This window comes from Bradyrhizobium septentrionale (genome assembly GCF_011516645.4).
Classification (GTDB): domain Bacteria; phylum Pseudomonadota; class Alphaproteobacteria; order Rhizobiales; family Xanthobacteraceae; genus Bradyrhizobium; species Bradyrhizobium septentrionale.
Window position 1 is genome coordinate 2,986,024 of the sequence record NZ_CP088285.1, and the last position, 13,948, is coordinate 2,999,971.

The window sequence follows — 13,948 nt, forward strand, 5'->3', positions numbered from 1 at the left end:
GAGTAGCCAATTGAATAGATGACGTCACCGGATCGTTGCGACAGCGCCTGTCGCGAAGTGCGACGTCTTAGCCACGCCAAATCTTCCGAGCGGAATCGACCAACGGCTGTCGTATCGACATGCGCGTTTTGGGTCAGGACATTAGATGACCGTCGAGCAAGCCTCGATACAGATCACCCGCAAGCCGTGGGGGCGCGTCGATCTGCGTCCCTGGAGCCGCATCGACGCTTCCGCCGATCCCGTTGGAGAATTGTGGCTTGAGCGTACAGGCGAGAGCGCGCCGATTTCGGCACTCCTGTTCAAACTGCTGTTTACCAGCCAACCCCTGTCGATCCAGGTTCATCCGGATGATGAGCTTGCGCACGCCCTCGGTCTGCCGAACGGGAAAACCGAGGCCTGGTACATCCTTTCGGCCGCGCCGGGGGCGCGGGTTGCGCTGGGGCTAAAGCAACATCTTACGCTGCAGGCTTTGCGCGCAGCGATCAGGGACGGCACGATTGCCGGCTTGGCGCAATGGCATCCTGTCATGCAGGGCGACGTCATCTTCGTCCCCGCCGGCACAATCCACGCTCTCGGAGCTGATATCGTGCTCGCCGAGATCCAGCAGCGCAGCGATACGACATTCCGTTTGTTCGACTTTGGCCGGAATCGGGAGCTGCACGAGGATAGCGCCGTGGCGGCCTCGGTTGCCGGGCCACCCCCAACGCAATCGCCTCCACGACGTCTCACCGATGTCCGGAAGGTTCTCGTCGCAAGTCCGCATTTCGTTCTTGAGCGGATCGATCTTCAGGCGAATTCGCATTGGGCGCTCGATACCGACCGGGAAACCTGGATCCTTGTGATCGAAGGGAGCGGGCGCATCGGGTCGACCGCTACCTCCGTTGGGGACGCAATTTTTGCCGAAGCCGACAGCGCCGGCATCGAGGTTGGCCCGGAGGGAATGAGTATTTTGATCGCCTATCCGGGACCTGATCCAATTGCAGCCCTGATGCAGGATTGCGCAGAACGAACGGCCAAATCTGCCGCCGCATCCGGCGCCGTGCACGCTCCGACATCAAGCCGGATCATCGAGGTACAGACATGACATCGCCCCGCCGTATCGCCTTTATCGGCAACTCGTTGCCGCGCCGATGCGGAATTGCAACCTTCACGACCGATCTGCGAAACGCGATATCGGTTTCGCGCCCGGATCTTGAGGCCTGCATCGTGGCGATGACCGATCGGGGTCAAGTCTATGATTATCCCTTGGCGGTCGCTTTTCAGATCAAGGACGGCAATCTCGAAGATTACACGCGCGCCGCGGATTTCCTCAATGCCGGCCAGTTTGACATCGTGTGCCTGCAGCACGAATTCGGGATTTTCGGCGGTGAAGCCGGTGCTCATATCCTCGTGCTGCTGTCGCGCCTTACCATGCCGGTGGTGACGACGTTCCATACCGTGCTGGCCGATCCGACGGCCAGGCAACGTATGGTCATGGAGCGCATCGTCGATTTGTCGTCGAAGGTCGTGGTAATGGCCGACAAGGGGCGCGAGCTGTTGCGCGATATCTATCTGGTGCCGGAGGACAAGATCGAGATCATCGCCCACGGCATTCCCGATGTCGCCTTTGTCGAGCCCGATGCAGCGAAGGCGAGGCTCGGATTTGAGGAAAAGTCGGTCATCCTGACATTCGGCCTGTTGTCACCGAACAAGGGCATCGAAGTCATGATCGACGCCATGCCGTCGATCCTGAAACGCTGCGCGGATGCGGTGTACGTCGTGCTCGGCGCAACACACCCCAACCTGGTTCGAAACCAGGGCGAGGGGTATCGCGAGAGCCTGATGGCGCGAGCGCGCGAACTCGGAATAGACGGTCAGGTGGTGTTCCTCGACCGGTTCGTCGATCTGGCGACGCTGCTCGAATTCATCTCGATGTGCGACGTTTACGTCACGCCCTATCTCAACGAAGCCCAGATGACGTCAGGGACCCTGGCCTACAGCTTCGGACTGGGGAGGCCGGTCGTTTCGACGCCCTATTGGCACGCGCGCGAGCTGCTGGCAGATGGATGCGGCGTTCTGGTGCCTTTCGGCAACGCCTCGGCGATCGGCAACGAAATCGCAAAGTTGCTCACCGATGACGCTCGCCGGCAGGCGATGTCGCGGCGCGCCTACGCGGCGAGCCGAACGATGACATGGGAACGCACGGCCGAGCGTTACATGGCGGTCTTCGAGACTGCACGGCAAGCGCACCGGCCGAAGCTCTTCGCGCGCTCCGACGTAGGATCGCCGGAGCTCCGCAGTCCCGCGCCGCCGGACATGCAGATCGGCCACTTCCTGTCGATGTGCGACGATACCGGCCTGTTCCAGCACGCGGTCCATTCGGTGCCCGATCGCGCGCACGGCTATTGCGTCGACGACAATGCCCGCGCACTGCTGCTCGCCTGCGCGCTGAACAATCCGGGTGAACAGCCGCTGCCGGAGCTGTTGACGACTCGCTTTGCGGCTTTCGTGCAGCACGCGTGGAACCCCGATACCAGGCAGTTTCGCAATTTCATGGGCTTCAATCGAACCTGGCTTGAAGACAAAGGTTCCGAAGACAGCAATGGGCGAACGCTATGGGCCTTGGGCGAGGCCGCGCGCAGTGATCTGAGCCCGTCGCGGCGCCGATGGGCCGCGGCCTTGTTCGCCGAGGCATTGTCGACCGCGGAGAGCTTTCGTTCACCGCGAGCGTGGGCATTCATGCTTCTGGGCCTGGACGCCTATTGCGCAGTGACGCCGGACAATCTCCACGCCAGGGCGATCCGGCTGTCTCTTGCCGACCGCTTGATGTCTTGCCTGGCGTGTGTCCAGACGCCGGACTGGGTGTGGTTTGAAGAAGGGCTGGCTTACGACAACGCGCGGCTGCCGCAGGCCTTGATGCTGACGGGCGTGGCGACGAAAGTGCCAGAATATCTCGATGCTGGATTGAGGTCCCTGCGCTGGCTCATGACGCAACAAACCACAGCAGCGGGTCATTTCCGTCCGGTCGGCACCGCCGGGTTCGGCGAGCAGCGGCAACATCCCCGTGCCTTCGATCAGCAGCCCGTGGAAGCAACGGCGACGATCGCAGCCTGCCTTGCGGCCTGGCGCGCGAGCGGCGATGCCGAATGGAAGGCCATGGCAGCGCGCGCCTTCGGCTGGTTTCTCGGCAGCAACGATCTGTCGGTGGCGTTGGTCGATTCGCAAACTGGAAGTTGCCGCGATGGATTGCACCCCGATCGTGCCAACGAAAACCGCGGTGGCGAATCGGTTGTTTGCTATCTCCTCGGACTTGCAGAGATGCGCCAGCTCGCGCGCGTCAACACCAGCCTGACCAGGCCTGCGGCCTTGCGGGCTGTAGGCGCCTGAATTTCACCCTCCAATCCAGCGAGCCGAGGATGCCGTGTCACAAGCTACTTTTCTGAATCGGCAGGCGCTTCATCTGCGCCCCGATCCCGCGCGGGTCATCGTGCGGCCGTTCAAGCCGGCGACCGAACCGCGCGATCTGAATCCGACCGACAAAATACGCGCAAATCATATCGTCGATCGGGTTCTCGCACTCGATCCGGATGCCGTTGCCGCTCAGCTCGCGGACGTCCTGGACAATTTCCAGGGCCGCCATCGGAACCTGTTGGAGACCTTCGAAGCCCGCGCGGATGAAATGGAAGACGCGTTCGCGACGCATGGCGTCTTTTCAAAGACCCAGCGCCAGCTCGTTGGCGCCTATTTTCTCAGTGAGTATTCGTTCGAAGCCTCTGCCTTATTCAATCCCAGCATCGTGCCGCACCCCGATCAATCGGGTGCGCCGAACGGCGGCATATGCGTCGTCATCAGTCTGCGTGCGATCGGCGAAGGGCACGTGTCGTCACTGACTTTTCGAACCGGAACGATCGCTGCCGATGGCAGCCTGACCGTTGATCCGACGGCTCGCCTCGCCTCGCTCCCTCGGATTTCCCATCGCATATCGGGTCCGGATGGCGAGCGTGTCGAGTTGACATTCAAGGGTGAGGAAGAGCTCAGCGAGCGCGTCATCTTTCCCATCACCGAATCCCAATCCAACGGCATCGAGGATGCGCGCTTTGTTGAATTCAGCGACGGTGATCGAAAAGCCTACTACGCGACCTATACGGCCTACAGCGGACGGGCGATCCGTTCCGAATTGATCGAGACCAGCGACTTCATGTCGTTTCGACTGACGCCCTTGCGGGGCGCCGCGGCACGCAACAAGGGCATGGCGCTGTTCCCGCGCAAGATCGACGGCAGATACGCCATGATCGCGCGACAGGATAACGAGAACCTGTACCTGATCTATTCAGACGACCTCTACACATGGGAAGGCGGTCAGGCCGTTCTGCGGCCGCAATTTCCCTGGGAGTTCGTCCAGATCGGCAATTGCGGGTCGCCGATCGAGCTTGATGAAGGTTGGCTGCTGCTGACGCACGGTGTTGGCCCGGTCCGCAAATACTCGATCGGGGCGGCGCTGCTCGACAAGCGCGACCCATCCAGGGTGCTGGCACGCTCGAGCGAGCCGTTGTTGCGGCCTGAACCGTCCGAGCGCGAAGGCTACGTCCCCAACGTCGTCTATACCTGCGGTGCGATGAGGCACAACGAACAGATCGTTTTGCCATATGCCGTGTCCGACACCTTTTCCAGTTTCGCCACGATCAAGATTTCTGCGCTCATGGAAGCGATGAAACGCTGAGCGCAGCGTTCGCAGTCTTTTGCATCAACCGCATCCCTCGGCAGCTTAAGGAGCCTTCATGGCCCGCGAAACAACCTACGTCGTGCAGGCATTCAACGCCGGCAAAGGCGGGTATCTGAAGCCCGACTCTCCAATCGTCTGCAAAACGGCAAATGGCGCGCTGCGAACGGCGGAGCGGCTGGCGTTGAGCAAGCTCGCCGTCGTTGCATTCTCGTCCACCGGCGATCCCGAAATCGGTGACTATGATGATGAGCCTACGGTCTTCTTCCGGAAGGGTGAGCTTCCGGCCAACTTCGGCTGAGTCCTTGGTTACGAATGAGCAGCTACGTACGGGAGGACCCAGATGAGCGAGCGACTTGAAACACTGAAGAAAGCCCGTGATCGCATGGTCGAGGACAGGGACACGCATGCGAAAGTGCTGGCCGCTCCCTTCGATCGTGACAAGGCGGAGCGGGCACGCAGCAAGTTCGTCGAGGTTCAGGCGTTGATCGAAGCCCTGGACCGCGCCATCAGCGCGGAGAACTTCGGTTCAGCGAGAAACTGAAGCCGGATATCCGCAGCGCGGCTGACGGAGCGTTGGTTCACACAATCCGGCCCTTCACCGCTTTCCGTACTCGGTGAATACGTAGTCGCGGTTCTGCACCACGGTGTGGCATGCGTAGCCGCACTTCGCGTCGTTTTCCTGCGGTGGATTGTCCGCCGTGGTGGCGGGCCTGAACACATCGGTCGCCGCGTCATACTCGAACGCGCCGTATCCCCATCCGCCGCTGTCGGCGAATCTCTTGCTGTCCTTCACCATGAAGTCGACGTCGTGCTGGGCGCCCGGCACCGTCGGCTGGCCGGGATACGCTTCCTGCTTTTTCGGGATCCAATGAATCTTCGCCATCCTGGCGCCGTCCGGGAACGGCTTGCCATTGCCGGGCACGCCCTCTCGGTAAGCGCCGATCATCGCCGGATTGCCCAGGATCACGGCAATGACGCCTTCGTTCTCGCTGATCGCGATCACCGGCCAGTCCTCGTATCCCCTGAACTCGGAAAATGCGAGCCCACCAGGCACTTGCAGAGTGTACTTGTCCTGCGCGGAGATCGCGATGCCGGTTGCCAGGATGGCGATCGGCACCGAAGCAATGAGACTGATCAGCGAGCTCTTCTGCATGGTCGCATCTCCTCAATTCGATTTTGCGTCTGACAAAACTTTGCTGGAAATTCCCCCTGTCGCGTTGCCTTCTCCGAGGTTCAGGACTGCGCGGACTGTTGGTCACGGGAACTGATTACAACATGGAATGGCGCGCAGCGAAACGGGGGCCGCCGCCATGGTCAGCTGCGCAAGGCACCGGCGTGAGCGCCTATTGACAACCGTTCCATCACCCCAGAAGAATCTGGGGCGCATCATCATGCACGCGGCCCCAGGGGATACCGATGTCCCTCGACTTTCGCTTTCGCACTCCCCTCGACGTCCTCACTTACGAGCTCGCCGAGGAGAAGGCTTCTGCGCTCGGACGAATGGGGCGTGCGCTGGAACAAGCCCTCGCCAAATTGCGCGAGTTCGATGCCGCGCAACCGGCTTCGGGCGCGCCGGCATCCGGGCTGCAGGCGCGGCGCGTTCTGGTGCGGGAGGCCGGCCACGCGCTCTGGATGTTCGTGGTGCAGCGGGAGGCTTGTGGCATGCGCGACAGCCGCGCGATCATGCGCACCTACAATGTGCCGGGCGAGGTGCAGCTGTGCATGGGCCCGATGCTCGCCGCGTCAACGCGGACCGTCACATGATTGATGAGCTTCGCGACCTGTCGCGGCCCAGCCTCAGCCCGCGGCTTAAGTAGGAGACCCACCTTCGAGCGGGGGTGGAGTTGTCTGCGCGCCACGTCTTGCGTCCGCGTTCTGCTCCGAGGCGACTTTCGATCCAACAAGGAGGCCCGCGATCATAACCGGCAGCAGCCCGGTCGGAAGCAACACATAAACACCCTGCCGCCCTTGCAGCGCTGGAAGGATCCCGCCCGCTATCCACGACGCGTACGGCACCAGCACTCCCAGGGAAACAAGTCCTCCCAGCAGCGCATAACTCAGTGGCGACGCCTCGATGCGATGCCTGCCGAGGGCAATGATGGTACCGACGATGCCGAACAGAAACCCGCCAGCGAGGCCGCCCATGATCGTGACAGCGGGCACGAACATCACCAGCAACATGACAAAGCTGCCGGGCTCTCTCGACCAAGCGAGGGTGAGACAGCAGGCGACGACAAGCGAGGCCAGTCCGCCAAACAGAAGACCCCAGTTAGACGATCGACTGATCATAGGCACCCGCGCACTGATGGCGTCAGATCAGGGAAGCTTACCGCGGGCTTCGTTAAAGTTGTGACAGCTGCAACTACCCGCAGGACGGGGCGCCAAAATAAGAATGCGCGGGCCGCCTCGACCGGTGTCGAGGCATGCCCGCGCATTGTATCAGCGGATGCTGAATTCAGCGCAGCGTCAGTGGACGCTGACGGCTTGCAGCTCGTTGCTCCAGGCGTTCGCGATCGCGGCTTCGCGGCTGTCGGTCAGCATGATCGGCGTGCCGTCGGCGGCATGCAGTGCGAACAGCTTGAGGCCCGGCGCGATCTTCGGCGCCTGCGGAAAGAGGTCGGGCACGTCCTCGGAACGGACCTGCTTCACATAGGCGATATGGCCCTCGCCCAGATGGGCCAGCGCTTCCGGCGTGACGCTGTCGGATTGGTAGATGATACTCGCTTCACTCATGGTCTCGACTCCTCAGTCAGATAAGCGGTCGAGTCCGCTCCTGGTTTCTATTATTCGTGTTCACTGATAGCGATTGTCTTAACGACCCGTTCAGGCTCTGGCCTGGCCAGGTCGATCGACAACAGCCCGTTCTTCAGATCCGCGCCCAGCACCTGCATCCCCTCCGCCAGCACGAAGGTGCGCTGGAAGTGGCGCGCGGCGATGCCGCGATGGATGTATTGCCGAGCCTTGTCGTCCTGCTGGCGGCCGCGGATGACGAGCTGATTTTCCTCAATGGTCACATCGAGTTGGTCGCGGGTGAAGCCCGCCACCGCCAACGTGATGCGAAGCCGCTCAGGCTGACCGTTGGTACGGTCGCACCGCTCGATGTTGTACGGAGGATAGCCGTCGGCGCCCTTCACGACGCGGTCGAGCGCACGCTCGATCTCGTCGAATCCCAGAAGGAACGGACTGGACAACGATGGAACACGAGACATTACAAAGTCCTCTCGAAGCGACTTTGAGGGGCCCTTGCGGCACCCCATGCAACCGGCGGGCCGCTTGCCCGTCGGTCACAAGCCAATATGGGAGTGATCTGGATAGCGTTCAAGCGCCTCTGAAACCAGCGTAAATGCCGCCTGGAGCATATCGGTTCTGATTAAATCAGAACCGAAGCTCCAGCCTTTTGTTTTGACCGCGTTTTCTTCACGCGAACCGGCGTCCACTTCGCTCGAAAACGCGCCAGCATGGCTCCCAATCGTTCCCGATTGGTTATTGTCCGACCCGCTTGCGGCCATCAGCGGTAAAAAGATGCAGTTTGTCCCGCGGGGCGACCGCCCGGATCGGCTCGCCGATGGCGGGGCCGGTGGCGCCGGGAACCCGGACGATCACCTCGCCCGGCGGCAGCTCGCCGGGATTGGCGGCCACGCTTTGCTGCTCGCGCTGGCGGCTGCCATAGACGAAGGTCTCGGCGCCGACATGCTCGATCGCCTCGACGGTCAGGCCGAGCGCGACGCCGCCGGATACCGTCTCGTTGGTAATGACGAAATCCTCCGGCCGGATCCCAGCGATGCCGGCGCCGTCGGCACCGGTGATCTGGGACTTCAGCTCGTCCGAGCGCAGCGGCATCAGGTTCATCGGCGGCGCGCCGATGAACGAGGCGACGAAGGTGGTCGCCGGCCTCTGATAGATGTCGAGCGGATTGCCGATCTGCTCGACCTGGCCGCCATTCATGACCACGAGGATGTCGGCGAGCGTCATCGCCTCGAGCTGGTCGTGGGTCACGTAGATCGAGGTGGTGTTGAGCCGGCGCTGCAGCTTGCGGATCTCGACCCGCATCGCGATGCGCAGCTTGGCGTCGAGGTTCGACAGCGGCTCGTCGAACAGAAACACCTTTGGCTGGCGCACGATAGCGCGGCCCATCGCGACGCGCTGGCGCTGGCCGCCGGAGAGCTGCCGCGGCTTGCGCTCCAGCATCGGCGAGAGCTCGAGCACGCGGGCGGCTTCCTCGACACGCGTCCTGATCTCGGTCTCGGCCATGCCGCGGTTGCGCAGGCCGTAGGCCATGTTGTTGTAGACGCTCATATGCGGATAGAGCGCGTAATTCTGGAACACCATCGCGATGTCGCGGTCGGCGGGCTCGACCTGGTTGACGACGCGGCCGCCGATGTCGATTTCGCCGCCGGTGATGGTCTCGAGCCCCGCGACCATGCGCAGCAGCGTGGACTTGCCGCAGCCGGACGGGCCGACCAGCACGCAGAACTGGCCGTCGCCGACGTCGACATCGACGCCCTTGATGGCCTCGAAGCCGCCGGGATAGGTCTTGCGAACGCTGCGCAGCGTGACGTTAGCCATTACTTTTCCGTCTCCACCAATCCGCGCACGAACAGTTTCTGCATCACGACCACGACGAACACCGGCGGCAGCATCGCCAGCAGCGCGGTCGCCATCACGATAGGCCATTCGGTCAGCGCGTCGGTCGTGGTGATCATCTTGCGAATGCCGACCTGGATGGTCTGCATGTCGTCGCGCGTGGTGATCAACAGCGGCCAGAGATACTGATTCCAGCCGAGGATAAACAGGATCACGAACAGCGCGGCCATGTTGGTGCGCGACAGCGGCAATAGCGTATCCCAGAAGAAGCGGAACGGGCCCGCGCCGTCGATCCGCGAGGCCTCGAGCAGTTCATCCGGCACGGTCATGAAGAACTGGCGGAACAGCAGCGTCGCGGTGGCCGAGGCTATCAGCGGCAGCGACAGGCCGGCATAGCTGTCGAGCAGATGCAGGTCGGCGACGATCTTGTAGGTCGGATAGATGCGCACCTCGACCGGCAGCATCAGCGTGATGAAGATGATCCAGAAGATCGCCATCCGGAAGGGAAATCGGAAATACACGATCGCGTAGGCCGAGATGATCGAGATCGCGATTTTGCCGACCGCGATCAGGAGCGCCATGATCAGCGAGTTCAGCATCATGTTGAGCACCGGCTCGCGGGTCGATCCGCTCGTGCCGACAAACAGTGTCTGGTAGTAGGTCTCGAGGAAATGGCCGCCGGGCAACAGCGACATCTGGCCGTTGGCGATGACCGCGTTGTCCTGGGTCGAGGCGACGATCGCGAGATAGACCGGGAAGGCGACGATCGCGATCCCGATCCACAGGATGGCGTGAGCCAGATAGCGCTGGAAGCCTTCCTCCTCGACCATCAGTAGGTCACCTTGCGTTCGACGAAGCGGAACTGGATGCCGGTCAGCACGACGACGATGGCCATCAGGATGACCGACTGCGCCGCCGAGGAGCCGAGATTGCCGCCGAGCAGGCCGTCGGTATAGACCTTGTAGACCAGCGTCTCGGTCGCCTTGCCCGGACCGCCGCGGGTCATGGTGTCGATGATGCCGAAAGTGTCGAAGAAGGCGTAGACGATGTTGATGACCAGGAGGAAGAAGATGGTCGGCGACAGCAGCGGGAAGATCACGGTCCAGAACCGCCGCATCGGGCGGGCGCCGTCGATCGCGGCGGCCTCGATCACGCTCTTCGGGATGCTCTGCAGGCCCGCGAGGAAGAACAGGAAATTGTAGGAGATCTGCTTCCAGGCCGCGGCGAGGATGATCAGCGCCGCCGCCTGGTCGCCGTTGAGCAGCGGATTCCAGTCGATGCCCATGCCGCGCAGATAGCGCGACAGCACGCCGAGCGAGGGGTGCAGCATGAACACCCAGAGCACGCCGACCACCGGCGGAGCTACCGCGTAGGGCCAGATCAGCAGCGTGCGGTAGAGCGTCGAGCCGCGCAGCGGCCTGTCGGCCATCACCGCAAGCAACAGAGCGAACGACAGCGAGGAGGCCGCGATCGCGAACGAGAACGCGAAGGTCCTGACGATCGCGGCGAAATAGGCCGGCTCCTTGAACAGTTCGAGATAGTTCTCGAACCAGACGAAGCTGGTGGACAGGCCGAACGCGTCCTGCAGCAGGAAGGACTGGATCACCGCCTGCACGGCCGGCCAGTAGAAAAAGATCAGCACGATCGCGAGTTGCGGGGCAACCAGCGCGTAAGGCAACAGCTTTGATTGGAAGATCGCTTGCTTTTGCATGGTCTCGGCAAAAAGCAGGCCGCTAGGTTGCGGCCTGCCGGTTGATGGCCCTAAAGCGCGACGAGATTAGGTTGAATCAGTCGTCGCGCTTTAGCTCGTCGTTTGGGCATGATCTTTCCGGAAAACCGCTTCGCACTTTTCCGGATCATGCCGAAGGCATCATGTCAGCGGACGGCGGTCTTTTCAAACTGCCGCAACATCTGGTTGCCGCGCTCGACGGCGGCGTCCAGCGCCTGCTTGGCGGTCTTCTTGCCGGCCAGCGCCTGCTCGATCTCCTCCGACCACATGTCGCGCAGCTGCACCATGTTGCCGAGGCGCAGACCGCGGGAATTCGCGGTCGGCTCCTTGTTGGTGAGCTCGAGCAGCGGGGTCTCGAGATAGGGCTGGTCCTTGTAGAAGCCCTCTTCCTTGGCCTTGGCGTAGGCTGCCTTGGTGATCGGCAGATAGCCCGAGGCCTTGTGGATCCAGATCTGGCGGTCGGTGTCCGAGAGGAAGGTCAGGAACTTGGCCACGCCCTTGTATTCCTCGGCCGACTTGCCGCCCATGACCCAGAGCGAGGCGCCGCCGATGATCGAGTTCTGCGGCGCGCCCTTGACGTCGGGATAGTACGGCATCGGCGCCGCGGTGAAGTTGAACTTGGCCTGCGCCTTGACGTTGCCGAAGAAGGCCGACGAGGTCAGGTAGATCGGGCACTCGCCCGAGGTGAAGCGGCCTTCGCCGGTGTTGGTGCGGCCGGCGTAGTCGTAGGTCTTGTCCTTCTGCAGCTCGACCAGATTCTCGAGGTGCTTGACCTGCAGCGGGCCGTTGAATTCGAGCACGGTGTCGAAGCCGTCGAGGCCGTTGGCCTTGCTGGCGAGCGGCACGTTGTGCCAGGCCGAGAGCTGCTCGAGATTGACCCAGGTGACCCAGGAGCCGGAGAAGCCGCAGGTGGCGTAGCCGGCCGCCTTCAGCTTCTTGGCGTCGTCGAACACTTGCGGCCAGGTCTTCGGGATCTCGGCGATGTTGGCCTTCTTCAGCGCGTCCAGATTGACCCACATCACGGTCGACGACGAGTTGAAGGGGAATGACAGCATCTCGCCTTTGGAGGTCGAGTAGTAGCCGGTGATCGCGGGCAGGTAGACGCTCGGGTCGAACTTCTCGCCGGCATCGGCCATCAGCTTGTAGACCGGTTTGACGGCGCCGGTGGCGGCCATCATCGTCGCGGTGCCGACCTCGAACACCTGCATGATATGCGGCGCGTTGCCGGCGCGGAAGGCGGCGATGCCGGCGTTCATGGTGTCGGCGTAGCCGCCCTTGTAGGTCGGAATGACCTTGTAATCGGATTGCGCGACGTTGAAGTCGTTGGCCAGCTTGACGATGACGTCGTTGTTGGCGCCGGTCATCGCGTGCCACCACTGAATCTCGGTCACCGCAAATGCAGGCGACGCGAATGCAAGCGCGGCAGCGGCTGCCGCAGCAGCGCCGAGTCGTCGAAAGATCATCAAAACCCCTCCCGGTTGGAACGCCATCTTTCGTTGCGCGCGTTAACAGCGCCGGATGACGTTCAAATGACCGTATAAACGAAAGTCATGGTAGGGGGGAAGCCGAAGCAAAGGGAAGCGGTAAAAAAGGCGGAGATTGCGGTCGCGTCCGTGCGGGGCAACGCCGGACGCGACGTTGCATCGCAGAGCAGGCGTGAGGATCAACGTTTGCGCTGGGGACCGCAGACCACGCCCTTTTCAACTAGGCCGCTGATCTCGTCCTTGGAGTAGCCGAACTCGCCGAGCACCTCCGCGGCGTGCTGGCTGAACTTCGGCGGCGTGCGGCGCAGGCTCGGCCTGGTGCGCTCGAGGCGGATCGGCGAGGCGACGCCCTTGTACCAATCCTTCTCGATGACGTCGCCGCGATGGATCGTGTGCGGGTTGGTCAGCGCCTGGTCGATCTTCTGCACCGGGCCTGCCGGCAGGCCGGCCGCGAGCAGCCGGTTGCACAGCGGCTCGGCCTCGTGCTGGCTGAACACCGCGGCAAGCTCGAGGCGCAGCGCATCGCGGTTGGCGATGCGGTCCTTGTTGCGGGCAAAGCGCGGATCGGTGCCGAGCTCGGGCTTGCCGATTTCCTTGGCGAGCTTGCGGAAGGTGCCGTCATTGCCGACGCCGATGAAGATGTTGTCGGTCCTGGTCGGGAAGATCGCGTAGGGCACGAGGTTGGGATGCTCGTTACCGGTGAGCGACGGCGGCTTGCCATGCATGAAATAGTTCGCGGTGTGCGGATGCATGATCGCGAGCCCGGTCTCGTACAGCGTGGTCTCGATGAACTGGCCGAGCCCCGAGCGCTGCCGCTCCGACAGCGCCATCAGGATGCCGATCGCCGCATAGAGCCCGGTGGTGATGTCGACCAGCGGCACGCCGATGCGCATCGGGCCGCTCTCCGGCGAGCCGGTGGCCGCGATCATGCCGGTCATCGCCTGGATGATCGCGTCATAGCCGGGATTGCCGCCGCGCGGGCCGTCGGCGCCGAAGCCGGAGATCCGGCAATGCACGAGGCGCGGAAACTTCGCGCGCAGCACGTCGTTGCCGATGCCCCATTTGTCGAGCGTGCCGGGCTTGAAATTCTCGATCAGCACGTCGGCGGTCTCGAGCATCTTCATCAGCACCACGCGTCCGCCCTCGGAGGCGAGGTCGAGGCCGATCGAGCGCTTGTTGCGGTTGATGCCGACGAAATAGGCCGCGTCTTCCTCGTGGAAGGGCGGGCCCCAGTCGCGCACCTCGTCGCCGGCGGGCGGCTCGACCTTGATCACGTCGGCGCCGTGGTCGGCGAGGATCTGGGTGCAATACGGGCCGCCGAGCACGCGCGTCAGATCGATCACGCGCAGTCCGGTCATCGCGCCCGTCACCGCTGGGGTATTCATGGAAGCAACCTTCACTCAGTTGGGACTCAAAAACGAGGTCCCAGAGCCTTTAAAGGGCAGCAAT

16 protein-coding genes are annotated in these 13,948 nt (G+C 62.6%); 6 read left to right on the forward strand and 10 right to left on the reverse strand.

Annotation, left to right across the window (positions count from 1 at the left end; genetic code table 11):
• The first annotated feature begins 145 nt into the window (after positions 1-145).
• Genes HAP48_RS15935 through HAP48_RS15955 form a run of 5 tightly spaced genes read left to right on the forward strand, consistent with a single transcriptional unit; the run spans position 146 to position 5,243 of the window.
• The gene (locus tag HAP48_RS15935; RefSeq protein ID WP_166212810.1) at positions 146-1,084 is read left to right on the forward strand and encodes a type I phosphomannose isomerase catalytic subunit; all 939 of its coding nucleotides are present in this window, start codon (positions 146-148) and stop codon (positions 1,082-1,084) included.
• On the forward strand, positions 1,081-3,366 hold the full coding sequence (locus HAP48_RS15940; RefSeq protein ID WP_166212808.1) for a glycosyltransferase family 4 protein: 2,286 nt from the start codon (positions 1,081-1,083) through the stop codon (positions 3,364-3,366). Before HAP48_RS15935 ends, HAP48_RS15940 begins: the two co-directional genes overlap by 4 nt.
• A gap of 34 nt (positions 3,367-3,400) precedes the next feature.
• Positions 3,401-4,699, forward strand: a complete 1,299-nt coding sequence (locus HAP48_RS15945) for a glycoside hydrolase family 130 protein (protein WP_166212806.1) — start codon at positions 3,401-3,403, stop codon at positions 4,697-4,699.
• A 58-nt stretch (positions 4,700-4,757) separates the two neighbouring features.
• Positions 4,758-5,000, forward strand: a complete 243-nt coding sequence (locus HAP48_RS15950) for a hypothetical protein (RefSeq protein ID WP_166212804.1) — start codon at positions 4,758-4,760, stop codon at positions 4,998-5,000.
• A gap of 42 nt (positions 5,001-5,042) precedes the next feature.
• The gene (locus HAP48_RS15955; RefSeq protein ID WP_166212802.1) at positions 5,043-5,243 is read left to right on the forward strand and encodes a hypothetical protein; all 201 of its coding nucleotides are present in this window, start codon (positions 5,043-5,045) and stop codon (positions 5,241-5,243) included.
• A gap of 54 nt (positions 5,244-5,297) precedes the next feature.
• Here HAP48_RS15955 and HAP48_RS15960 read toward each other — a convergent pair whose 3' ends face one another.
• Positions 5,298-5,855, reverse strand: coding sequence for a cytochrome P460 family protein (locus tag HAP48_RS15960; protein ID WP_166212800.1), 558 nt, complete (start codon positions 5,853-5,855; stop codon positions 5,298-5,300).
• A gap of 263 nt (positions 5,856-6,118) precedes the next feature.
• Here HAP48_RS15960 and HAP48_RS15965 point away from each other — a divergent pair, with 263 nt between their 5' ends.
• The gene (locus HAP48_RS15965; RefSeq protein ID WP_166212798.1) at positions 6,119-6,466 is read left to right on the forward strand and encodes a DUF6665 family protein; all 348 of its coding nucleotides are present in this window, start codon (positions 6,119-6,121) and stop codon (positions 6,464-6,466) included.
• A gap of 45 nt (positions 6,467-6,511) precedes the next feature.
• On the opposite strand, the gene HAP48_RS15970 is transcribed toward HAP48_RS15965, so the two are convergent.
• The 9 genes from HAP48_RS15970 to HAP48_RS16010 form a co-directional block, all read right to left on the reverse strand.
• The gene (locus HAP48_RS15970; protein ID WP_166212796.1) at positions 6,512-6,883 is read right to left on the reverse strand and encodes a hypothetical protein; all 372 of its coding nucleotides are present in this window, start codon (positions 6,881-6,883) and stop codon (positions 6,512-6,514) included.
• A gap of 285 nt (positions 6,884-7,168) precedes the next feature.
• Positions 7,169-7,435, reverse strand: a complete 267-nt coding sequence (locus HAP48_RS15975) for a BQ00720 family protein (RefSeq protein ID WP_029082491.1) — start codon at positions 7,433-7,435, stop codon at positions 7,169-7,171.
• Positions 7,436-7,485: 50 nt separating this feature from the next.
• Entirely contained in the window at positions 7,486-7,911 is a 426-nt protein-coding gene (locus tag HAP48_RS15980; protein ID WP_029082490.1) for an Hsp20 family protein, read from the reverse strand.
• Between the two features lie 75 nt (positions 7,912-7,986).
• Complete coding sequence (locus HAP48_RS15985; protein WP_166212794.1) at positions 7,987-8,211, reverse strand: hypothetical protein; 225 nt, start codon at positions 8,209-8,211, stop codon at positions 7,987-7,989.
• Positions 8,186-9,268, reverse strand: a complete 1,083-nt coding sequence (locus tag HAP48_RS15990; RefSeq protein WP_166212792.1) for a sn-glycerol-3-phosphate import ATP-binding protein UgpC — start codon at positions 9,266-9,268, stop codon at positions 8,186-8,188. The genes HAP48_RS15985 and HAP48_RS15990 overlap by 26 nt, the downstream gene beginning before the upstream one ends.
• Positions 9,268-10,116, reverse strand: a complete 849-nt coding sequence (ugpE, locus tag HAP48_RS15995) for a sn-glycerol-3-phosphate ABC transporter permease UgpE (RefSeq protein ID WP_166212789.1) — start codon at positions 10,114-10,116, stop codon at positions 9,268-9,270. Before ugpE ends, HAP48_RS15990 begins: the two co-directional genes overlap by 1 nt.
• Positions 10,116-10,997 (reverse strand): sn-glycerol-3-phosphate ABC transporter permease UgpA, encoded by an 882-nt coding sequence (gene ugpA, locus HAP48_RS16000; protein WP_166212787.1) that lies wholly within the window; start codon positions 10,995-10,997, stop codon positions 10,116-10,118. Before ugpA ends, ugpE begins: the two co-directional genes overlap by 1 nt.
• 164 nt (positions 10,998-11,161) lie before the next feature.
• Complete coding sequence (gene ugpB / locus HAP48_RS16005; protein WP_166212785.1) at positions 11,162-12,478, reverse strand: sn-glycerol-3-phosphate ABC transporter substrate-binding protein UgpB; 1,317 nt, start codon at positions 12,476-12,478, stop codon at positions 11,162-11,164.
• A gap of 200 nt (positions 12,479-12,678) precedes the next feature.
• Entirely contained in the window at positions 12,679-13,884 is a 1,206-nt protein-coding gene (locus HAP48_RS16010; RefSeq protein WP_166212783.1) for a CaiB/BaiF CoA transferase family protein, read from the reverse strand.
• Positions 13,885-13,948 lie beyond the last annotated feature (64 nt).